Source organism: Halothiobacillus sp. (assembly GCF_027346185.1).
In the GTDB taxonomy this organism is placed as follows: Bacteria; Pseudomonadota; Gammaproteobacteria; order Halothiobacillales; family Halothiobacillaceae; genus Halothiobacillus.
The window spans coordinates 1-22,534 of sequence record NZ_DAIESY010000136.1; the positions used below are offsets into that span (position 1 = coordinate 1).

At 56.8% G+C, this 22,534-nt stretch carries 21 protein-coding genes; 18 read left to right on the plus strand and 3 right to left on the minus strand.

Going from position 1 to position 22,534, the window contains the following annotated elements; genetic code table 11:
• The 13 genes from rlmH to kdsB form a co-directional block, all read left to right on the plus strand.
• Positions 1-473 (plus strand): 23S rRNA (pseudouridine(1915)-N(3))-methyltransferase RlmH (gene rlmH / locus M7R55_RS09730; protein WP_366881182.1); only part of this gene is annotated, 473 nt, incomplete at its 5' end.
• A gap of 152 nt (positions 474-625) precedes the next feature.
• Complete coding sequence (locus tag M7R55_RS09735) at positions 626-1,255, plus strand: Maf family protein (protein WP_298220217.1); 630 nt, start codon at positions 626-628, stop codon at positions 1,253-1,255.
• On the plus strand, positions 1,248-2,738 hold the full coding sequence (rng, locus tag M7R55_RS09740; RefSeq protein ID WP_298220218.1) for a ribonuclease G: 1,491 nt from the start codon (positions 1,248-1,250) through the stop codon (positions 2,736-2,738). Before M7R55_RS09735 ends, rng begins: the two co-directional genes overlap by 8 nt.
• Before the next feature lie 90 nt (positions 2,739-2,828).
• Positions 2,829-6,872: a YhdP family protein gene (locus tag M7R55_RS09745; RefSeq protein WP_298220219.1), complete on the plus strand. Its 4,044-nt coding sequence runs from the start codon at positions 2,829-2,831 to the stop codon at positions 6,870-6,872.
• Entirely contained in the window at positions 6,869-7,756 is an 888-nt protein-coding gene (locus tag M7R55_RS09750) for a carbon-nitrogen hydrolase family protein (protein WP_298220220.1), read from the plus strand. Before M7R55_RS09745 ends, M7R55_RS09750 begins: the two co-directional genes overlap by 4 nt.
• 106 nt (positions 7,757-7,862) lie before the next feature.
• On the plus strand, positions 7,863-8,966 hold the full coding sequence (locus tag M7R55_RS09755; protein WP_298220221.1) for a 3-deoxy-7-phosphoheptulonate synthase: 1,104 nt from the start codon (positions 7,863-7,865) through the stop codon (positions 8,964-8,966).
• A 57-nt stretch (positions 8,967-9,023) separates the two neighbouring features.
• Positions 9,024-10,910 carry a DUF4139 domain-containing protein gene (locus tag M7R55_RS09760; RefSeq protein WP_298220222.1) on the plus strand — a complete coding sequence of 629 codons (1,887 nt, stop codon included), beginning with the start codon at positions 9,024-9,026 and terminating at the stop codon, positions 10,908-10,910.
• A gap of 46 nt (positions 10,911-10,956) precedes the next feature.
• Positions 10,957-11,580 (plus strand): MotA/TolQ/ExbB proton channel family protein, encoded by a 624-nt coding sequence (locus tag M7R55_RS09765; RefSeq protein ID WP_298220223.1) that lies wholly within the window; start codon positions 10,957-10,959, stop codon positions 11,578-11,580.
• A 10-nt stretch (positions 11,581-11,590) separates the two neighbouring features.
• Positions 11,591-12,004: a biopolymer transporter ExbD gene (locus M7R55_RS09770; protein ID WP_298220224.1), complete on the plus strand. Its 414-nt coding sequence runs from the start codon at positions 11,591-11,593 to the stop codon at positions 12,002-12,004.
• A gap of 55 nt (positions 12,005-12,059) precedes the next feature.
• The gene (gene msbA / locus M7R55_RS09775; RefSeq protein ID WP_298220225.1) at positions 12,060-13,865 is read left to right on the plus strand and encodes a lipid A export permease/ATP-binding protein MsbA; all 1,806 of its coding nucleotides are present in this window, start codon (positions 12,060-12,062) and stop codon (positions 13,863-13,865) included.
• Positions 13,866-14,888: a tetraacyldisaccharide 4'-kinase gene (gene lpxK / locus M7R55_RS09780; protein ID WP_298220226.1), complete on the plus strand. Its 1,023-nt coding sequence runs from the start codon at positions 13,866-13,868 to the stop codon at positions 14,886-14,888.
• Between the two features lie 71 nt (positions 14,889-14,959).
• Entirely contained in the window at positions 14,960-15,178 is a 219-nt protein-coding gene (locus M7R55_RS09785) for a Trm112 family protein (RefSeq protein ID WP_298220227.1), read from the plus strand.
• Positions 15,175-15,945 (plus strand): 3-deoxy-manno-octulosonate cytidylyltransferase, encoded by a 771-nt coding sequence (kdsB, locus tag M7R55_RS09790; RefSeq protein ID WP_298220228.1) that lies wholly within the window; start codon positions 15,175-15,177, stop codon positions 15,943-15,945. Before M7R55_RS09785 ends, kdsB begins: the two co-directional genes overlap by 4 nt.
• A 141-nt stretch (positions 15,946-16,086) precedes the next feature.
• Here kdsB and M7R55_RS09795 read toward each other — a convergent pair whose 3' ends face one another.
• Together M7R55_RS09795 and M7R55_RS09800 are read right to left on the minus strand one after the other, a co-directional pair.
• Positions 16,087-16,335: a hypothetical protein gene (locus M7R55_RS09795; RefSeq protein WP_298220229.1), complete on the minus strand. Its 249-nt coding sequence runs from the start codon at positions 16,333-16,335 to the stop codon at positions 16,087-16,089.
• Positions 16,336-16,384: 49 nt separating this feature from the next.
• On the minus strand, positions 16,385-16,783 hold the full coding sequence (locus M7R55_RS09800) for a cupin domain-containing protein (protein ID WP_298220230.1): 399 nt from the start codon (positions 16,781-16,783) through the stop codon (positions 16,385-16,387).
• A 132-nt stretch (positions 16,784-16,915) separates the two neighbouring features.
• Here M7R55_RS09800 and M7R55_RS09805 point away from each other — a divergent pair, with 132 nt between their 5' ends.
• Together M7R55_RS09805 and M7R55_RS09810 are read left to right on the plus strand one after the other, a co-directional pair.
• Complete coding sequence (locus tag M7R55_RS09805; RefSeq protein ID WP_298220231.1) at positions 16,916-17,266, plus strand: DUF2288 domain-containing protein; 351 nt, start codon at positions 16,916-16,918, stop codon at positions 17,264-17,266.
• Positions 17,267-17,347: 81 nt separating this feature from the next.
• Positions 17,348-18,439, plus strand: a complete 1,092-nt coding sequence (locus tag M7R55_RS09810) for an alkene reductase (RefSeq protein WP_298220232.1) — start codon at positions 17,348-17,350, stop codon at positions 18,437-18,439.
• Here M7R55_RS09810 and M7R55_RS09815 read toward each other — a convergent pair.
• A complete protein-coding gene (locus M7R55_RS09815) occupies positions 18,427-19,338 on the minus strand; it encodes a LysR family transcriptional regulator (RefSeq protein WP_298220233.1) in 912 nt (303 codons plus the stop codon). The two genes, M7R55_RS09810 and M7R55_RS09815, sit on opposite strands and share 13 nt — an antisense overlap.
• Positions 19,339-19,461: 123 nt before the next feature.
• Between M7R55_RS09815 and leuC the strand changes: the two genes are divergently transcribed.
• Genes leuC through M7R55_RS09830 form a run of 3 tightly spaced genes read left to right on the plus strand, consistent with a single transcriptional unit; the run spans position 19,462 to position 22,512 of the window.
• The gene (gene leuC / locus M7R55_RS09820; RefSeq protein ID WP_298220234.1) at positions 19,462-20,868 is read left to right on the plus strand and encodes a 3-isopropylmalate dehydratase large subunit; all 1,407 of its coding nucleotides are present in this window, start codon (positions 19,462-19,464) and stop codon (positions 20,866-20,868) included.
• 48 nt (positions 20,869-20,916) lie between these two features.
• The gene (gene leuD, locus M7R55_RS09825; RefSeq protein ID WP_298220235.1) at positions 20,917-21,567 is read left to right on the plus strand and encodes a 3-isopropylmalate dehydratase small subunit; all 651 of its coding nucleotides are present in this window, start codon (positions 20,917-20,919) and stop codon (positions 21,565-21,567) included.
• A gap of 15 nt (positions 21,568-21,582) precedes the next feature.
• Positions 21,583-22,512 carry an EamA family transporter gene (locus M7R55_RS09830; RefSeq protein ID WP_298220236.1) on the plus strand — a complete coding sequence of 310 codons (930 nt, stop codon included), beginning with the start codon at positions 21,583-21,585 and terminating at the stop codon, positions 22,510-22,512.
• Positions 22,513-22,534 lie beyond the last annotated feature (22 nt).

Genomic DNA, 22,534 nt, shown 5'->3' on the forward strand with positions numbered 1-22,534 from the left:
CGTTGAAAATCCATCTGATCAGTGTCGGGACGCGTTTGCCCGACTGGGCCAATGCAGGCACGGCGGAATACCTGAAACGGATGCCGCCCGCCTGCCCGGTTCAGTTGCACGAAGTCCCCGCCGTGGCGCGCAGCAAGACCATGGCAACCGAGCGCGCGAAATCTGAAGAATGTGCGCGGATCGAGGCGCAAATACCCAAGGGCGCCTGGAGAATCATCTGCGATGAACGCGGCAAGTCGTGGACGACCGCCCAACTCTCGGCTCAAATGGCCGACTGGATGCAATCCGGGCGTGATGTTGCCGTGGTCGTTGGCGGTGCCGATGGCATGACGGACGAATTTCGCCAAGGTGCCGACCGGCTCTGGCGCCTGTCCGATCTTATCCTGCCGCATCCGCTGGTTCGTGTGCTTCTGGCCGAGCAGCTTTACCGGGCTTGGTCGTTATTGAATGGACATCCTTATCACCGTGAATAAATGCAGGGCACCTCGAAAAACCTACTGCGCTGTCCGATTGCAGCGTCGCGTGCTCGTTCGCGCCTCGCCTATCTACTTGATATGTCTCGTTGCTCACTGTGCGGCTCCTTGCACTCGAACATGCTCGTGACGGTTTTTCGAGGAACCCGCCGATGAATCGCTCCAAACCACTGTTTTTGGCTTCCAGCTCGCCGCGCCGCGCTCAGTTGCTGGCAGATATGGGGTTCGAGTTTCAGACCTTGCCGGCTGATGTCTGTTCGATCGATGAAACGCCGCAAGAGAATGAATCAGCACGGATTCTGGTCGAACGATTGGCGCGCAGCAAGGCGGCAATGGCATTGTCCATGGCCGATTTGCCTGACGGCAGCGTCGTGTTGGCCGGAGATACCGTCGTGATCCATCAGGGCCGCATTTTCGGCAAGCCGGTCGATGAACGCGAAGCGGCCGCGATGCTGTCAGCCCTGAGCGGACAGACACATGCCGTGGTAACTGCCATCGCCGTCGCCGATCGCCTGCGTTGCGAATCGGTGATCGTACAAACGGATGTCACGATGATGCCGCTTGGCGAGGCACAGATCGCCGCCTACCTTTCGACCGGCGAACCGCTGGATAAGGCCGGTGCCTATGCCTTGCAAGGCATGGCAGCCCAGTTCGTCGAACGGATCTGCGGTTCCTGGGGTGCGGTGGTCGGTCTGCCTCAGTTTGAGACGGCGCAACTGCTGGCAGAATTTGGCATTCATCCTGTTTGGCTGCAAACACAACGAGATTCGATTCATGAGTGAAGAAATCCTCATCAATGTGACCCCGCAGGAAACCCGGATCGCCTATGTCGAAAACGGGGTCCTGCAAGAGATCAATATCGAACGCTCACGGTCGCGCGGCATCGTCGGCAATATCTATCAGGGGCGGGTCAGCCGAGTGTTGCCGGGCATGGAAGCGGCGTTCGTGGATATCGGGCTGGAGCGCGCCGCGTTTCTGCATGTCTCGGATATCGAGCTCAAGCCGGAGGAAAAGGAAACCGGTGTCGAGACGCGCCCGCGGATGATCTACGACCTGCTGCGAACGGGGCAGAATCTCGTGGTTCAGGTCATCAAGGACCCCTTGGGCACCAAGGGTGCGCGCCTGACGACCGAAATCACCATCCCGTCGCGCTATCTCGTGTATCTGCCCAATGGTCGGAATATCGGTGTATCGAGCCGGATTGAAGACCCGATACAGCGCGATCGCCTCAAGGATTTTCTGGGCAAATTCATGGCCGAATCGATCGAGCGGACGGGCGACAACGAGATCGGTGGATTCATTCTGAGAACGGCAGCCGAAGGGGCGACTGCCGAAGCGCTGCGACAGGATTACGACTTTCTGCTGCGGTTGTGGGCCAGTGTCCAGGAACGCCAGAGTCAGACCAACGGCGTGGGGCTGATTTTCGAAGATCTGCCGATTGCACTGCGGACTTTGCGCGATGTGCTCGGTCGCTATGTCGAGAAAATCCGTATCGATTCACGCGAGACCTATCATCGGGCCATTCAGTTCGCCCAGGAAATGGTGCCGGATATTCTGCCGATGCTGGAACATTATCCCGGTGAGCGACCCCTGTTCGACATGCACAACATCGAGCAGGAAATCGCCAATGCGATGGAACGCCGCGTGCCGCTCAAATCCGGTGGGTACATCATCATCGATCAGACCGAAGCGATGACCACGATCGATGTGAATACCGGCGGGTTTGTCGGTTCGAAAAATCTCGAGGAAACCATTTTCAAAACCAATCTGGAGGCCGCAAGCACCATTGCGCGTCAACTGAGATTGCGTAACTTGGGCGGCATCATCATTCTCGATTTCATCGATATGATCGAGCCGGATCATCGTTTGGCGGTGCAGGAAACACTCAAGCGCTCACTCGAAGCCGATCATGCCCGCACCAAGGTGTGCGAGGTTTCCGGATTGGGGCTGGTCGAAATGACCCGCAAACGCACGCGCGAATCGCTGGAACATATTCTCTGCGAGGTCTGCCCGACCTGTGGTGGGCGCGGTACGGTCAAAACGGCTGAAACCGTCTGCTACGAGATTTTCCGCGAGGTGACCCGCGAGGCACGCCAGTACCATGCGAAGCAGATGCTGGTCATCGCCTCATCTGCGGTCATCGATCGTCTGCGTGAGGAAGATTCGACCTCGCTGGCCGAATTGCAGGAATTCATTGGTGTGCCGCTGCGCTTGCAGGCCGATGTTCACTATTTACCGGAGCAGTACGACATCGTTCTTATGTGAATGTATCGCTCCAGACTCCAGTTCACCGGAGTGGCATGTGGCGCTGATATACTGCGTTCAGGGTAATTTCTACCAAGGTGAACCCCAGCTGTGACTCACATTCATCTGCCGCATGCAATCCATCTGTCCTCCCGGCCTCTGCGCCGGTTGATGCGGTTATTGCTGGCATCTGTGGCCGTGATCTTGATTTTGTTTGCGCTGGTATTCAGTGCATTGCGCGTCGCCTTGCCCTACATGACCCAATATCGGGCACAGGTACAGGATGTGTTGTCCCAGGCTTGGGGCGCACCGGTGCGGTTCGGGTCGATTGAGATAAGCTTCGTCAATTACCGCCCGCAGCTAGTACTGACGGATCTACGCTTGGGAGAGAATGGCCCGGCCATCTCGCGTTTTGGCATATCGCTTGCGCCTTGGCGCAGTTTGGTTACCCGGCATTGGGTCGCCGGGAAGATCGTGATCGACAAGCCGCACCTGGCATTCATTCAGCAAGCCGATGGAAAATGGACACTCTCAGGCGCGCCGCAAAATGAACCGGAAAAGAAGGCGAATTCATGGTCCGACTGGTTGTCCAGATTGCCGGACTTGGGCGATGTATCCATTCATGATGCCGTGGTTGAGTGGATTAGACCGGCGACATCCGATCTCCCCGAGACCCATCAGACCATCAATCTGAACGCGACGGCGCGGCTGGCGTCGCATGGCTGGTCGCTTTCCGGGGAGCTGTTCGCACCCGGATTCGGCACCACGCCGGTTAGTTTGCGGGCGGATGGACATTTGGGCGATGAACCAAACGCCGAAGTGTATTTGGGTGCCCATAACTGGAACCTGCCCGCCATGCAGCAGGCCGTTCGCGACTTTACTCATGGACCGGTTCGGGCCGAGCTCGGCGGCTGTGCCGAACAGGTAGAAGACCTGGATTGTTCAGCTGGGATGCCACTTGTCAATCAAGGGCAACTGACCGGCGAGTTGTGGTTGCGCTTTGCCGGAACGAGTCTGAGCTCGGTTTCGGCCGATTTTGATATTTCCAACCTCAAGGTCAGCCGGATGGCGAAGATTGCGGGTATTGGTGTGCTGGCTGCAACTCAGTCTCAGGCGGATTTGCGTCGGATTGGCGGGCGGTTGATCTGGCAGAAAACGGCGGACGGCTGGCGCATGGATGCCGATGATATCCACGTAGTGACCGCGGACGATACTTACTGGCCCGTTCATTCAATTCACCTGATCCACGCCGGAAACCGGACCGATTACGCATCGAGTTACGTCGACCTGCATCAACTTGCTGTCTGGTTGGCGACCGCACCTTTGCCCAAGTCATTTCTGGAATTGTTGGGGCAGAATGCGCTGCGGGGCGATGCCCGGGATATCCGCCTGCATCTGGTCGGCAATACGCTTGTGGCGGGTTATCTCGAATTGCAGCATTTCGGCAACGTGCCGGGGCGGCGCTTGTGGCCGGTCATTGGTCAGGCCGATGGACTCGGCGGTCTGAACCTCAAGCTCTACAAACAGCCAGCCGGCTGGTTGGCGCGTTTTGATCAATCGAATCTCGTGCTTGCCGTGCCGGGCATGTTCCGTGAACCAATGACCATCGATGCCCTGAAAGGTGATGTGTATCTGCACGATGCCGATTCAGGGGGGCTTATGGTCTATAGCCCGGGTTTGCGCATCAAGAATGCCGATCTGTTCACGGATACGGGTTTCCGATATCAGGCCGCAGACAAGGATCATCCGGCTCAACTCACCATCGACAGTGAATTCGGCGATATTCATGTTGCGCGCGTTCCGGCGTATTTGCCGCGGAACCTGCTGGGCAAGAATGTGCTGCACTGGCTGGATACGAATCTTGAGTTGCCCGAGAAAGGGGGCGGGCAACCCGGTCGAGTGGATCGCGGGCATTTTGTATTCAATGGCGACCCGGCTCGATTCCCATTCATTCTTGGCGGTGGGTGGTTCTCGGTGGTGTTTGATTTCAAACATCTGGTTTTGCCTTTTCTACCTCATTGGCCTGCGCTCAAGGATGCCGATGGCAATATCGCATTCGTCAATCAGCAGTTCCACGCATCGATTGACCACGGAACGCTGGCCGAAGTGCCTATGGATGGCTCACGCGTGAGTATCTTTGATCTGGACAAAGCCGCACTCGATATTGCCGTAACAGCCAGAGCGCCTTTGAGCCAACTGATCGGATTTATCGGGCAAACCCCACTATTGGGTGCCGGCAGTTTGAACGCGCTCAAGGCCACGGGACAAGCCGGGTTGGATATTTCGGTTCTCGTGGGATTGAAGCATGTTGAAAAGCCCGAAGTAAACGGCCATTTGGTATTGAAAAACAACGACCTGTCTCTCGACAAAACGCCGATCAAAGTGAGCCAGATTTCAGGAGCCATCGATTTTCATAACGTGGATTTCTCCGCCAAGAGCCTTTCTGCCCGTTTTAATGACGAACCGACAACGATAACATTAAAGCCCGGTAAATCAGACGATTCGACCATCGTGAGCTTGCAAACGCGCCTTGATCCCTTGTTCGCGTTGCGGGAGAAGCCCGTCTCGGCGTTTGGGCCCCTGCTTGATCGGGTGCGCGGCAAGGCGGACACTACGATTGAGCTGAACATTCCTCATCACGGCGATCAATTTACAGTCCAGGCAAACAGTGATCTTGTCGGCGTATCGAGCCAGCTGCCGCCGCCGTTCGGCAAAGCTGCCGATGCGGTCTGGCCACTCGGAGCCGACCTCAGGTTTACCGGCGGCGTTTTGCGCCAATTGGATCTTAAAGCGCAAGGCAGCGTACCGTGGCAAGCCACTCTGGGGTTCAATAACCGCGGCGCTCTGAGTGGGGGGGATGTCAGTAATCGCGCTGAAAGTGCCGATCAATCCGTCACAGATTCTGCGATCAATCCTCCGGCGAATCTGGCCATCAATCTGAATACTCCAGTGCTTGATTGGGACGCATGGCAGCCGATCCTGAGTAGTAACGCGTTCTCCCGACCGGGAAAAGTATCTTCCAGCACGACTGTCGCCCCCTTCGACCTGAATATTCAGACCGATCGTCTCAAGGTGGCCGGTTTGCAGTTTGGCCCGACCCGGTTGAATGTCCGCTTTGCGGATGAGCGGTATCTCATCAAGGCTAGCGGCGACGCCTTAGACGGTAACCTGACATATCAACAGCCCAATGCCGCACATCCGGCTGGCCAGATAGCGATGCAGTTCAAACGGTTCCACATCGAGGATCAATCTTCATCCAATTCGGCATCTTCCGGTCAGGTGACACCGTTAAGTTCGTGGGATCTGAAACAGATTCCCGGCACACAGGTGATCATCGATGACCTGCGGTTCGGTAAACACCGACTGGGCAAACTCGTGCTCAATAGCGAGGCAGCCATGCCGGGGCGCGACACGCTGGAGATTCCGACCATCGACTGGCAACCGACAGCGAGTTTTCGTCTGATCGGTCAGGGTACGGTAGCCAAAGAGGGTGACAAACAGCAGACGAAATTGAACTTGTCGGCACAAGGGACAGACCTTGGTGCCGTGTTCAAGCAGGTGGCTGGCGATAATTCACCGATCAGCAATGGGGATCTCAAACCGTCTTCATTCTCGCTATCCTGGCCCGGTTCACCGGTGGCATTTGCCCTTGAGCGGCTGAGTGGTTCCGGCGCGATTCTAATGCAGAACGGCCAACTTAACGAAGTCAATCCTGGCGCGGGACGACTGGCCGGATTACTCAGTTTGGGGGCGATTACCCGTCGATTGCGACTGGATTTCAGCGATGTGGTCGATCAGGGTCTTACATTCGATTCGCTCAGCGCCGACTGGACCATAAAGCAGGGATTGTTGACTATTGATCCTCTGGCACTCAAAAATGCCTCTTTGCGGTTGACGGCGTCAGGACAAACCCAGCTAAGCGACAACAGCCTCGATTACACCGTTAAAATCTATGCCGATATCGGTATGCTCCTGCCCATTATCGGGACTGTGGCCGGTGGCCCGATCGTGGGTGGCGCCGTGCTGGCTATTCAGCAGGCACTCAAGACCATCAATAAAAATCCTGCACCGACGCTGGTTTACAGGGTCACGGGCACCATCGCCGCCCCCGTCGTCAAAACCACCGATGCCCTTCCGGAGCTCTCCACCCCATGACAACCACGTCTGAAATCACCCGCATGAAAAAATCAAAAATTGCCGCAATACAGCTCAATGGCAAAGCAACCTGGGCAGAAAATCAACCGGTGATCGCCCGCCTGGTGCGTGACGCAGCGGATGCTGGCGCAGAAGTGATCGTTCTGCCGGAAAACTTGTATGCCATGCCAGCGAATCCGCACGAGCTGTTCGCTCTGGGGCTTGGCGTAGAGGGTGAAAATGCCCCACTGGACTGGTTGCAGTCACTGGCCCGCTCTAAAGGCGTATGGATGGTGGCCGGGACATTACCCATTCAAAATGACAGCAGTGGTGCAGATGAAGGCAAATTGTGGTCGCGCAGCTATGTGATCGATTCGCAGGGTAAAATCCGGGCGAAGTACGACAAGATTCACTTGTTCGATGTTGATGTGCCACCTCGTCGGTCCTCGCAATCGGCGACCGCTGAATCCTATCGGGAGTCGGATCAGTTCCTGCACGGCACCGAGTTGGTGCTGGTCGATACACCGGCTGGTCGTTTGGGTATGGCTATCTGCTTTGATTTGCGTTTTCCCGAGTTGTTTCGCCGTTTGACCGAACAGGGCGTCGAGTGGATTTGTCTGCCTTCTGCTTTCACGGAAACCACGGGGCGGGCGCACTGGGAACCCTTGCTGCGTGCCCGTGCCATCGAAAATCAGGTATATATGGTGGCAGCCGCACAAGTCGGTGTGCATGCCAGCGGGCGCAAAACCTTCGGTCACAGCATGGTCGTCGATCCTTGGGGAACCGTGCTCGCCAATGCCAAAACCCTGGCCGACTGCTTCGTCATGGCGGAAATCGACGCCGAGGCCCAGGCGCACATCCGCCAGCAATTTCCGGTACTGGATTTGCGGCGGTTGGTTTTGTGAATTTGCTGCATGTATGAAGATGACGTACATCGCCAAGCCAAGTACTATTACCGGTTTAGGGTTGAAATGAGACACCCATTACCGATTTTGTAGCAGGCCGCAGACCATGACGCATCGTACCGATGACTTACGTATTCTCGATATCCATAATTTATTGTCGCCAGATCAGATTCGTGCACAGTTTCCGCTGACCGAGCGCGGTAGCGAGACGGTGTACGCGACGCGTCAGGCCATCAAGGCGATCCTGAACCGCGAGGATGATCGGCTGCTGGTCGTCATGGGGCCGTGCTCGATCCACGATGTGAAAGCCGCGCGAGAGTATGCCTCGCGCCTGAAAACACTTGCCGATGAAGTAAAAGACGACATCCTGCTGGTGATGCGGGTGTATTTTGAAAAGCCACGGACGACCGTCGGCTGGAAAGGCCTGATTAACGATCCGAACCTAGACAACAGCTTCGAAATCAACAAGGGGCTGGGTGTGGCGCGTCATTTGCTGGTTGATCTGGCGGATATGGGCGTGTCTGCGGCGACGGAATACCTGGATCTGATCAGCCCGCAATATGTTTCGGATGCGGTAGCCTGGGGCGCAATCGGCGCGCGGACGACCGAATCCCAGGTGCATCGGGAACTGGCCTCCGGCCTTTCCTGCCCGGTGGGGTTCAAGAATGGTACCGATGGCGGTTTGCAGGTGGCCATTGATGCGATTCGCGCAGCGGCCCGTCCGCATCACTTCCTGTCGGTTACCAAGGCCGGGCACTCGGCCATTTTTTCGACTGCGGGCAACGAAGACTGCCACCTGATTTTGCGCGGTGGCAAAAAACCGAACTTTGATGCCAACAGTGTCAACGAAGCGCTTGAAAAGCTGCGTGGTGCCGAACTGCCCGAGCGGTTGATGATCGATTTTTCCCACGCCAACAGCCAGAAGCAGCACGCAAGACAGATTCAGGTGGCCGAAGAGGTCGCCACGCAGATCGCCGCAGGCAATGCCGGCATCATCGGGGCAATGATTGAAAGCCATCTCGTCGGTGGACGGCAGGATGTGCTTCCGGGGCGGATGTTGGTGTATGGGCAGAGCATCACGGATGCCTGTATCGCCTGGGAAGACAGTGTAGGCGTTATCCGCCGTCTGGCCGAGGCGGTGCGGATTCGACGAGCCGGCGGCGGTGTACTGGTTGATGTTTGTGCGAGTCATGAGCAGACAATGCATTGACTGCTGCAATGATTCGGTGAACGATGAACTTCATTCGGCCAAGGCAGGATCAAAGGGATGAGCCAGAATATGGTTGATGGCAATGCAAAGCTGATCGACGAATTTTATTGCAACTTGAATAGATTCGCCGCCCGGCAATCCCACGTGCTTTTGCGTTGTCTCTTGCTCTGCCTGGTGCTCTGCCTGCTGATCGGGCTTTTATGGCTGATGCCTGTGGCGGAAGCCGCTTCCGAGGTAAAGCCTGCCTCTGTCGAACAGGGCGAACTGGTGGCGACCGGTTTGACAAGCCGAATCACTGAAGTGACTGTATTGCCTCAGGGGGCTTGGGTTACGCGCCGAATCGATGTTCCCGCCGCCATGGTGCCTGTTGACGCCGATCACGCTGCCGGAGCCAAAAATGAGCAAGCCGGCAAATCGGTTACCGTGCTTGATCTGCCGGGAAATATCGATCAGGAAAGTGTCCAGATTTCCTCCGCCGATTTGTTGCAATCCGGGCCGCTGCAATGGCTCAAACAGTCGGTGGAAACCTCGCCCGACTATATGGCGATTGCAGCACAAATCCATACCCTGCGCGCTCAACAGGCGGATGCGCGAGATGCATTTGAGGCAGCGCGGGTTCGTTTGAGTATTTTTCAGGCACAGATGAGTGCACCAGCGACCGTAACGAGCAAGGCCGGGCATCAGGCAGGTGCGTTTCTTACTCAGCCCGCCGCCCGGCAGTCATTCGACAAGCTGCTGGCGGATTTGATTTCTGCGCAGCGTAAAGCCCGAAATGACTTGGATAAGGTCAATGAAGCTTTGACGAAACAGGAGGCTAAGCTGGCCGAATTTCGTAAACAGCCGGAAAAAATGAAGTTGATCCTGCCACTTGAACGTAAAAAATCGGCGAGCGGCATAGTGGATTCAGGACTTCTTCCCGCTTATCTGCGCTACCGCGTGAGTGATGCGGGTTGGCAACCGGTTTATCGTGCCGATTTAATCACCTTGCCGACGACCGCTACTGAGGCGAAGAACGTACCAGAGAAACCCACGCTGACGGTGGCAACAGCGAATCCGCCCGCCAACCCGATTGGTGACGAGAATGCCCAGCTCGACTGGTCATTTTCCGCCAGTGTGCATCAGAACAGTGGCGAAGACTGGACGCATGTGCCGATTACGCTGTCGCTACTCGACAACCGGCGTTATTACCCGGCGCCAAAATTACCGCGCTGGACGATTGGCTTTGACAGTCATCAGCAAGCAGAGCCTGCGCTGGAGGTTCGATCGAAACTTGCCATGAACATGATGGCGGCTCCTGTGGCGCAACCCGTTGATGAAACCGGTTTTAATGCCGAGTACAAAAGCGTGCTGCCGCTAACGGTAGATAGTGGCTCGACCGCTACGGTGATCCCACTGCAGCACGAGCAAGTGCCCGCAAATGCGACGGTGCTCATTGCCCCGACAATTTCACCCCTTGGCGTGCTGACGGGTACATTCGTCCTGAAGAATCCATTGCCGCTTCCTGCGGGGCGTTGGGAATTTTTCGTCAATGGGGCGCAACTGGGATCGGCATTCCGGCAGGCCCAGGCGCCATCCAAGAAGATGAGTCTGGGCTTTGGTGCTGATCGGCGTGTGCAGGTTATCGTCGACCAGAAGCCGGATCAGCGAGAGGAAAACGGCGTGATCGGTAAATCGACCCAAATGGTGCGCCGCACGGTGGTCGAAGTGCAAAGTCAGCACAAAGAACCGGTGGCCGTCACGGTGATCATGAATCTGCCGATCGCCGAAGACAGTGAGATCTCGGTGGAAACGCTGGCCGATACGACGCCACCGACGACCAAACAGTTCGATGGGATTGATGGCGTTTGGGCATGGTCCAACCAGATCAAGCCAGATCAGAAAATCACGCTGAATTTCGGTTTCCGCTTGCGCTGGCCAAGTGATAAAACCCTATCCGGCCTGTGAGTCGGTTCGAGTGAGATTGTGTGATCTATTCAGGGAGTAACACGACATGATGGAACTGGTTTTAGCGGGCGGCGGGATGATGATTCCCATCATTCTGGCTTCGATTATCGCGCTGGCGATTATATTCGAGCGTTTGTGGGCCTTGCGCTACAGCCGCCTGATGGGTGGTGACCCTGTCGGAACCGTGGAAAGCTGGATCGCAAGTAAGCAATTGACGCAGAACAAGGTTGCGGAACTGGCACGCATGTCACCCCTCGGTGTCGTGTTGGCCTCTGGCCTGCAGGATGTCGGGAGTGCCGAGGCCATGCGCAACCGGATTGAAGATGCCGGTCGTCATGTCGCGCATCAGATGGAGCGTTATCTCAATACGCTCGGTACCATTGCGGTTATCTCTCCCTTGCTCGGATTGCTGGGAACAGTTGTGGGGATTATTGACGTATTTCAGGCGATTACGACCAGTGGCGGCGCGGCCGGTATCAATCCCGAATTGCTGGCTGGGGGGATTTCCAAGGCACTGGTCACGACGGCAGGCGGCATCATGGTTGCCGTACCTGCCTATATCTTTCACCGCTATTTCCGTGGTCTGGTGGACGAGCGCATCATCGAAATGGAGCGTGAGGCCATTCGACTGGTCGACATGATTCATCCGACGGAATCCAGTAGACGCTGAGGGAATCGCCATGAAATTTCGCCAAAAACCGCGCGAAGAACTGGAGCTCAATCTCATTCCATTGATTGATGTGATCTTCATGCTGCTGATTTTCTTCATGCTGACGACCACATTTATTCATGACCGGGCATTGAATGTCACATTGCCGGTATCGGATCAGGGCAGCGAACAGCGCGCCCCGGTCAAGGATCACGTGATCGAAATCGCCAAGGATGGTCGGATTGCACTGGATGGACACATCATGCCGAGCAATGACTTGTTGCCTCAACTCAAGGCCATTGCCGATGACGGTCGCCCGGTCGTGGTCTGGGCAGACGCCGAAGTGATCAACCAGAAGGTTATCTCCGTGTTGGATTTGGTGCGCAGTGCAGGCATAACCAAGGTTGGACTTGGGACGACGCCCATCAAAGGAGTCATGAAATGAGCCATGAAATAAACCATGAATCAAGCCAAGATAGAATCCACAAACCGGGCAGGGCATGACGACATACGATTCCACGCAGACGCCCGCATCGGGCTGGGCGACCTACCGACGTTTGTTACGTTATACACGCCAGTACACTCGTGTACTGATCCTCGCCATCATCGGCATGGTGGCAGCCGGCCTGACCGAGGTGGCCTTCGCCGCCTTGATGAAGCCCCTGCTCGACGGTAGCTTCGTGAGCCGTGACCCCACCACGATTCATCTCATGCCCGCCCTGTTGCTCGCCGTATTTCTGGTGCGTGTTGTGGCCGAATTCGCTTCCGGCTATGGCATGGCCTGGGTCGGACGATCGGTGATTCGTGACCTCAAACGCGACGTGTTCGATCAGGTATTGCACCTGCCGGTGCGCTATTTTGACCGCGTCCCCGGCGGTGAAATTCTCACACGGCTGAATTACCAGAGCGAACAGGTTTCCGAGGCAGCCTCCCGCGCGTTGACCACACTCATCCGCGACACGATTACCGTGTTCGGGTTGCTCGTATGGATGCTGTATCTGAGCTGGCAACTCGCCCTGTTTCTCGTGGTGCTCGCGCCCGTTCTGGTCGTGCTGGTTGGTGGAATTTCCAGAGCATTCCGCCGCCATGCCCGGCAGATTCAGAACTCCATGGGCCAGGTTTCCCATGTGGCAGAAGAGGTGGTCAGTGGTCATCGCGTCGTCAAGCTGTATGGTGGCGAAGCGTTTGAAGCGGCACGATTCGCTGCCATCAATCAGCGAAACTTCAAGGATTTCATGCGGATGCAGGCAGTCACTGCGGCCTCATCGCCGCTGACGCAGTTTATTTTGGCGATTGGCATTGCCGGCATCGTCTGGTTTGCGACGACGGGGGATCGGATGCAGACCATCAGTGTCGGTACCTTCGTATCCTTCATCACGGCACTGAGCCTGATGCTAACGCCCATGAAGCGTCTGATTGGAGTTAATGCCGTGCTGCAAAAGGGCATTGCGGCGGGCGAGAGCCTGTTTGGCCTGATGGACGAACCACGCGAACACGATGCGTCGACACCCGTACCCATCGAACGGGTGTCGGGGCGGATTCGTTTTGATGGAGTCGGTTTGCGCTACGCGACAGGCGAACAGGCGCCTTGGGTGCTTTCGGATATTTCCCTGGAAATCAAGGCCGGGCAAACCGTGGCGCTGGTTGGCCGTAGCGGTGCGGGTAAATCCAGCCTGATCGCCAGCCTGCCGCGTTTTGTGGACATCGATCGGGGTACGATTTTTCTGGACGAACACCCCATATCCACGCTGAAGCTGACCGATCTGCGGCGGCAATTTGCCTATGTCTCGCAGGATACCGTGCTGTTCAACACCACGGTTGCCGCCAATATTGGCTATAGCGATGGTGGCGAGGCGGATCTCGAACGTGTGCGCGCCGCGGCCGAGGCGGCCTTTGCCCTCGATTTCATCGAACGGCTCCCGCAGGGATTCGACACGCAAGTGGGTGAAAACGGCGTGTTGCTCTCCGGCGGGCAGCGGCAGCGATTGGCCATTGCCCGCGCCTTATACCGCGATGCACCGATTCTGATTCTGGATGAAGCAACATCGGCGCTTGATAGCGAATCGGAGCGCTATATTCAGGCGGCATTGGATAATCTCAGTCGTGGACGCACAACTCTGGTGATCGCGCATCGTCTGTCCACGATTGAACACGCCGATATGATTGTGGTGCTCGACAAGGGGCGAATCATCGAAACCGGCACGCATTCTGAATTGCTGGCAGCCAACGGCGCATATGCGGCCCTGCATCGCTTGCAGTTCAAGTCCGATTCATCCTCGGGCGCAACCGCGGCCATGTCTTCGTAAATGTGGTATCCCGATTTTTGGCAGCGGCGCGGATTGCGCAGTTGGTTGCTTTGGCCGCTTTCGCTCGTTACCTGTATGGTCGCGCGGCGGCGGCGAGCTGCCGCCGCGCGTGGCGCAGAGGGGTTGCAGGATGGTTGCCCGGTGGTCGTCATCGGGAATATTACCGTGGGAGGAACCGGCAAGACCCCGGTACTGATTGCTCTGGCGAGCACGCTTGCGGAACACGGACGCAGGGTGGGCGTGATCAGCCGAGGTTACGGTGCCAAAATCGGGATTGAACCGCGAGATGTGTCCGAAGCCGCCGGGCCTGATGCCGTTGGCGATGAACCCTGGTTGATCCACCATACCCTGAACGTGCCCGTATTCGTCCATCCCGACCGGCTGCGGGCAGCCCTGCAATTGCGAGCCAGGCACCCGGAGGTGGATGTGATCCTCAGTGATGATGGCTTGCAGCACCACGCCTTGCCTCGGGAAGTCGAAATCGTGGTGATCGACGGAGTACGTCGATTGGGCAATCGATTGTGCCTACCGGCAGGGCCACTCCGAGAATCGGCAAAAACCCTGGATGACGTCGACTTCGTTATCGTCAATGGTGAACAGTTCTCTGATGATCAATGGGCCGTTCATTTCGAATTGACGATATTGCGCGATCTGTTCGATCAGAGCACGCTCGGCATGGACGATTTCATACTCAGTTTTGGCGGCCAACCCGTCGTCGCACTGGCCGGTATCGGGCATCCCGAGAAGTTCTTCACTGCGTTGCGTGACCGGGGTCTCAGTCTGGAAACCTATGCGTTGGATGATCATCAACCCGTACCTCCGGCTTTGATTCATTACCTTCGCCGGGTAGGCTCCCCGATTGTGATGACAGAGAAAGACGCGGTGAAATGGCAGCAGAACCGCCCGTCATGGCATGATCGCCCCGGGCAGGTATTCGCGGTCATCGGGCAAATCCGGTTGCCAGATGAATTGGTTCGTGCCATTTTGGACAAACTACAGCCCCAACCTGAGTTCTCAGCTTGAACATGGGGTTCCCAACGTTTTTGCTGTACTGCTAACAGGTAGAAACTGTCTAATTTTTTGAGGGGATTTTTGTGGATAAACGTTTGCTTGAAATTCTTGTGTGCCCGGTGACCAAGGGGCCATTGATCTACCAGTCGTCCAGCCAGGAGTTGATTTCCTTGTCGGCAAGATTGGCCTATCCCATTCGTGACGACATCCCGGTCATGCTGGAAACGGATGCCCGTCCGCTGGGGGACGAAGAGTACGAAACCTTGCGTAAGGCGCATCCAGCCGAGCCGGTCGCATCGTGAGCGATGCCGTTTTTGATGGTGATTTCTGCGTCATTATCCCGGCACGGATGAGTTCGTCCCGTCTGCCCGGCAAACCGCTCGCCGATATTCATGGCCGCCCCATGCTGGCCTGGGTGCATGATTGCGCGAAAGAAAGCGGGGCCGGGCGCATCATCGTTGCCGTGGACGACGCCGATCTCCATGCGGCCGCCGAGCAATTTGGTGCCCATGCCGTGCTGACGCGTGCTGATCACGAGTCGGGAGCCGATCGATTGGCTGAGGTCGTCACCCAACTGGGTCTGGCGGAGGATCAGATCGTGGTGAATCTTCAGGGTGACGAGCCGTTGATGCATCCCGAGCTGCTGCGGCAGGTTGCGGGATTATTGGTCGCCCAGAAAGACGCGGCGATGGCGACCCTGATGGTGCCGATCACCGCTATGGATGAATTCAATGACCCATCGGCCGTCAAGGTCGTCGCCAGTGAAGCGGGCAAGGCTTTGTATTTCTCTCGATCACCCATTCCATTTCATCGTGACGGGTTGCCGGAAAACGGCGCCGTGCTTGGTTTTAGGCATCTGGGTGTTTATGCCTACCGGGCGGGGTTCCTGCAACGCTTCGCGGCGGCGCCGATGGCCGATCTGGAAAGGGCGGAAAAACTGGAGCAGCTTCGTGCTTTGGCCATGGGCGAGTCAATCGCCGTGGCGGTGGCCATGATGATTCCGCACGCGGGCGTGGACACGCCCGCAGATCTGGATCGTGTACGGGATGTGCTGCAAAGGCGGGTTTAGCAGGGTGTTGAAAATCACCCTGTCAAGGCAAGCCATGGATTGCTTGACCGATCCGTCGGGAACGTATCGGGATTTGCCGCGGGCGCGTACCGCGACGAGGCGAGTTGAAAACCGGCAGGAAAGCCTTTTTTCAACAACAGGTTAGTCACCGCCACCATCGCTATCATTGTCTTTGCCTGCGTCACTGCGTGCTGGGTTCCGATCCACTGTCGATTGGTTGGTGGCCTGATCCGTGTGCCCGCGCATACTTTCTTGTGCTGAATCGGTGTTTTTATTCTTTTTAAGCCGAGTCAGGATCACCAAAACCCAAAATAAAATCACCAGTGTGCCGGCTCCATAGCCAAAGAAGCTCGTTACCAGGACCACGCTGCCGAGAATGGCGCTGATCATCAAAAAATCGAATGTTGAACGTTGAATGCGCATTGAAAATCCTTTGAACTTAAGAAGGGTTGGGGATTGGTGTTGTGATTTGATTAAGGCGTAATGCAACTTCAGACTTGTTAGAGAGCCGATAGGGTTGTGCGGCGGGAATCAGGATGACATCGCCGGGCACGACTGCAAACTGCGTTTCCCCCAGATTCATCAGCCCCGCACCCTGCAGGATCTGCCACACCATCAGCTCGCCCTCTGCGGTGCGCCCATCGGCTTGTTTGCCCGGTTGCAGTTCCACTTCCTGCAGGCCCAATGTCGTCATGCTTTTTTCCCCCCTGTTCTGGGGCAGCAAATACCGTACCGTCAAGCCGTCTGCCTGCGTGACTGGCGGGCAATCGGCCCGGTGTTTGAGATAATATGCGCCCTGAATCGGTGTCCGGCGTTTTTGCCGTGCGGATTTTGTCATCGAAGTCGCTTGGCTATGCTCGAAAGAGCCCCTGTTTAAAGATACGTGTCACGGTATCCGGTAAAAATGCTGGCGGCAGATTATCACCTCTTGGAGCGCGGCTTGACCATGAATTTCCCCATGAATTTTCCCATGAATTTACCCAGGGACCCCGAAAACGAACAGCGTGATGCGCCAATGGACCGTTGGGCCATGTTTCTGGGGCAAACCGCGCCGATCGGCTGGGCACAAATCGAGCCATTTTTCGCACGTGGGCAGGTGATCCATGTAGGAAGTTCGCTTGATCTGGTCGAAGTGGCCGTCGCCGTGGCCGAGGACGATAAATCGCGCGTTGCAGCTTGGATGAGCGCCGGTGATTTTGGCCTTTTGCCTACCGAGATCGCGCGTCACTGGGTGTCCGGTAATTCCGATTTGTGGGGTGTGGTTGTCACGCCCTGGGTGCTGGTGCAGGATCGCTCACCATCCGATTCGTCTGTGGATTGATTGCCGGTGTGCTAATTTCTCTCGAGTCATTTATTATTTGGCTAACTATTCGCAGGCAATCTATTTTCGAGGTGATGGTTCATGAGTTCGAATTCCGCATTGTTGCAGCCCATCAATCTGGGGCAGATCAGTTTGGCAAATCGCATGGTGATGGCGCCGTTGACGCGCTGCCGCGCAGGCGAAGGCAACGTGCCCACCGATCTGATGGCTGAATATTATCGCCAGCGGTCGACTGCTGGCTTGATCATCAGTGAAGCGACGCAAATCATGCCCGAAGGGCAGGGGTACCCGAATACACCGGGCATTCATAGTGCCGAGCAGGTCGAGGGCTGGAAAAAAATCACCACAGCTGTGCACACGGCAGGTGGCAAGATGGTGTTGCAGTTGTGGCATGTCGGTCGCGTGTCACACTCGAGTTTTCAACCGGGTGGCAAACTACCAGTTGCGCCATCGGCCATTGCCATTCCGGGTGAGGGCCGCACCGCGGATTTTAGCAAGGCTCCGTATGAAACCCCGCGTGCACTGGATATTGCCGAACTTCCTGGTATTGTCGCGACCTATGCCCAAGCAGCTAAGAATGCGATCGAAGCCGGTTTCGATGGGGTGGAAATCCACGCGGCCAATGGGTATCTGCTCGATCAGTTCCTCCGGGATGGCAGTAATCACCGTAACGATATCTATGGCGGTTCTATGGAAAATCGGTTCCGGCTGGTACGTGAAGTGGTCGAAGCCGTGACGACCGCCGTGGGTGCCGATCGCACGGGGATTCGCATTTCACCGCTCCAGCCTGCCAATGGCATGAGTGACAGCAATCCTCGGAGCACATTCTCTTATGTCGTTAAGGAACTGGCCGCGTATCCATTGGCCTATTTGCACATCGCGGGCATGGGCAGCGATCAACCGGGCGCTGCGGGGCCGTATTTCGACCTGAATGATCTGCGCCGGTTGTGGCCCGGGAAATTGATGGTCAACTACCACTACACCCAAGCCAGCGGTGAGGCTGCCATTGCCGAAGGCCACGCCGATGCAGTCGCGTACGGTGTGCCTTTTATCGCCAACCCCGATTTGGTAAATCGCATTCGTCTGGATGCGCCCTGGAATGAAGCTGACGCCAACACGTTCTATGGTGGCGACAGCAAAGGTTATACGGACTATCCCTTCTATTCGGGCTGAGTGTCACCCTTCTGTGACCGGCATTCGGTCACGCAATCCATAAACGCCTTAGCCAGTCGATGGGTCGGGCGTTTTTTTTGGATAATCAAACCCAGTTGACGTTCAGGGGGCGCCAGTTCCGTGTTCGGTAATCGCGCCAAACCCGGATTCTGCAAGGTTTCGGGCAGCACCCCCCAACCGATGCCTGTGCCAATCAGAAGCGCAATCGAATCGAGTTGGTTCACTTCGATCACTGCCAGTGGATTGATCTGCTGAGCGTTCAACCAGATATCGATGGCCTGACGCGTGCTGGTGTGCGCTGCCGGCGCGATCATGGGCAGGTGTTGAGCCAGTTCATGGAGCGTGGGCATCCGGTGCGCCGCATGACGCAATGCGACGAGTGGCACCAGTTTTTCCTGCCAGAGCGGCGTTGTCTCGATCGAAGAAGGTGCACTGTGACCCAGCGTGCCATACGCCAACCGGACCGATCCCTGGGCCACGGCCATAATGGCGGCTTCGGAGTCCATGAATCGCAGATCCAGCACGACATCCGGATAACGTCGACTGAAGGCTTCCAGTATGGTCGGCAACAAATGCAACCCGACATAATGACTGAGTGCAATCGCCAGCCGCCCGCTCAAAGGACGTGAACTGTCCAGCGTGACCGCCGCGAGATCGTCCATTGCTTGTCGCACTTGCCGGGCGGCGGGCAGAAACTGCGCGCCGAATTCCGTCAATACAACCTGTCTTGCCATCCGTTCGAACAGGGGGGCGCCCACCTGCGATTCGAGCAGGGCGACGCGCTTGCTCACGGCCGGTTGCGTCAGGTGAAGTTGCTGTGCTGCGGCCGAGAACGATCCGGTTTCCGCCACGCTCAAAAAGGCCATAATGTGTTGATGATCGATATGGGTGGGATTCATGGGCTGTGCTTCTTTGATATAACCATCGGGAATAGATTATATGAAAAAATACTATTTTTGGTTTTATATGGCTGCGGTTAAGCTCATGCTCACACTCGGTGCATACGCCCAAAGGAGCGACTCATGGCTGGCAAAACCCTTTATGACAAGATTTTTGATGAACACATCGTGCGCGAGCAGGAGGACGGCACGGTGCTTTTGTACATCGACCGACATCTGGTGCACGAAGTAACAAGCCCGCAGGCGTTCGAAGGCTTGCGACTGGCAAACCGCACGCCGTGGCGCGTGGGTGCGATGCTGGCCGTACCGGACCACAACGTACCGACCACGAACCGGCTGCGTGGCATCGACGATCTCGTTTCCCGCGAGCAGGTTGAAACCCTTGATCGCAACTGCACGGAATTCGGCGTGCAGGAATTCGCGATGAATGACAAGCGCCAAGGCATCGTGCACGTGATCGGGCCGGAAGAAGGTTTTACCTTGCCGGGCACGACGATTGTTTGCGGTGATTCGCACACTTCCACGCATGGAGCATTCGGCGCGCTGGCGTTCGGCATCGGCACGTCCGAAGTCGAGCACGTCATGGCGACGCAAACCCTGTTGCAGAAGCGCGCCAAGACCATGCAGATCCGCGTGGATGGCCAGTTGGGCGCGGGTGTGACCGCCAAGGATGTCGTACTCGCCATTATCGGCACGATCGGTACGGCCGGCGGCACGGGCTATGCCGTCGAGTTTGCCGGGTCGGCCATCGAATCGCTGTCGATCGAAGGCCGCATGAGTGTGTGCAACATGGCGATTGAAGGCGGTGCCCGTGCGGGCATGGTCGCGGTGGACGAAAAGACCATCGAGTACTTCCGTGGCCGACCGTTCGCACCACAGGGCGAGCTGTTTGAACAGGCGGCAGCCTACTGGCGCACACTCAAATCCGATCCCGATGCCGTGTTCGACAAAGTCGTGGTGTTGGATGCCGCCGAGATTGCGCCACAAGTCAGTTGGGGGACTTCACCGGAGATGGTCGTGCCCGTGTCGGCAACCGTGCCCGATCCGGCGAACGAAACCGATCCCGTCAAGGCGGACGGCATGCGCAAAGCCTTGGCCTATATGGGTTTGACTGCCAATACCCCGATCGAACAGATCGCCATCGATAAAGTATTCATCGGCTCGTGCACCAATGCCCGGATCGAAGATTTGCGTGCGGCAGCGGCCGTGATCGGTGATGGCAAGGTGGCGTCGAACGTCAAGCTCGCCATGGTCGTGCCGGGCTCCGGCCTCGTGCGGGAACAGGCGGAAAAAGAAGGCCTGGACAAGATTTTCCTGAACGCCGGTTTTGAATGGCGGGAACCGGGCTGTTCGATGTGCTTGGCGATGAACGCCGATCGCTTGGAACCGGGTGAGCGTTGCGCGTCCACCAGCAATCGCAACTTTGAAGGACGCCAAGGGCAGGGTGGGCGCACGCATCTGGTCAGCCCGGCGATGGCTGCTGCCGCTGCGATAGCAGGCCATTTTGTCGACGTGCGCCAGATCAACTGAGCCGTCACCCGATTAAGTCCAAAACCTGATTTAATTCAAGGAAATATCATGCAAGCTTTTACCACCCACACCGGCATCGTCGCGCCGCTCGATCGGGCGAATGTCGATACCGATGCCATCATCCCCAAACAATATTTGAAATCGGTCAAACGAACCGGTTTTGGTCCGAATGCCTTCGATGACTGGCGTTATCTTGAACCGGGCGAGCCGGGCATGGACCACAGCAAGCGAACGAAAAACCCGGATTTCATCCTGAATCAATCGCCGTATGATCAATCCACAATCCTGCTGGCGCGTAGGAACTTCGGCTGCGGTTCCTCGCGGGAGCACGCGGTGTGGGCGCTGACAGACTTCGGTTTTCGCGTCGTGATTGCGCCGTCCTTCGCCGATATCTTCTTCAACAACAGCTTCAAGACCGGCTTGTTGCCGATCGCCCTGCCAGAAGAGGTGGTTGATGAATTGTTTCGCGACGTCGCGGCCGACAAGGGCTACCAGTTGACGGTCGATTTGGAAAAACAGCAGATCATCAAGCCCGATGGTTCGGCGATCCCGTTCGAGGTCGATGCCTTCCGTCGGCATTGCCTGCTCGAAGGGCTGGATGACATCGGTTTGACCTTGCAACACGCCGACGAAATCCGCGCTTACGAGGCCCGCCGTCAGCAAACCGCGCCGTGGTTGTTTCTCGACAAACAGGCGTGATGAATCGGGCAGCTTGTGGACATCCCCGTCTGGATACCGGTCACGCTGGCCGCTGCGTTTTTTCAGGCGTGGCGCACGGCGTTACAGGCTAATCTGCGTCATGAACTGACGGCGAGTGGCGCGGCGTTTGTGCGCTATTTTTATGCTTTGCCGCTTGATGTGTTCATGCTCGTTCTGGCGCTTTGGTGGTTGTCTGGCTCAGGGTCTGTCGGGTTACCAGCACTTTCGCCCGAGTTTCTGTTGTACTGTTTGGCTGGCGGTGTGGCGCAGATTTTCGGGACGTTTTTCCTGATTTCCGCCTTCGGGCATCGCAACTATCTGGTCGGCACGGCCTACGCGAAAACCGAAGCGGTACAATTGGTGCCTATTTCGGTGTTCTTGTTCGGTATTTCCTTACCGGAATGGGCCATGATTGGCGCGGTGACGGCGATGATCGGTGTGTTGTGGCTGGCCCTGCCAAGTGAGAGATTTACGTTTCCCGGATGGCTCAAGGTGTCCATGCAACCGGCGGCCCTGTTTGGCTTGGGCGCCGGGCTGGCATTTGCGCTGACGGCGCTGGCCTTGCGTGAAGCCAGCCTCACTTTGGATGAACAGACGCCGGTGCTGATCAAGGCACTCCTCGTCCTGCTGGTGACCAACAGTATTCAGGTGCTGGTTCAGGGCGGGTACATGCTCAAGTTTGCGCGCCGCGATTTGCAACAATGTGTGGTGGTTTGGCGTCGTGCCTTACCTGTCGGTTTGCTGTCGGCCTTGGGTTCGGCGGCTTGGTTTGCCGGTTTCGCCCTCACGCAGGTGGCTCTTGTGCGCGGTTTGGGGCAAATCGAAGTGCTGTTCACCTTGTTGTTCGGCCATTTTTATTTGAAGGAACGCTTCACCCGTAATGAAGTGTTCGCCTTGTTTTTGGTGGCGGCTGGTGTGGTGATGATCGCGCTGGCCGATATGTAGACTAATAAGAAAGATTGAGGTT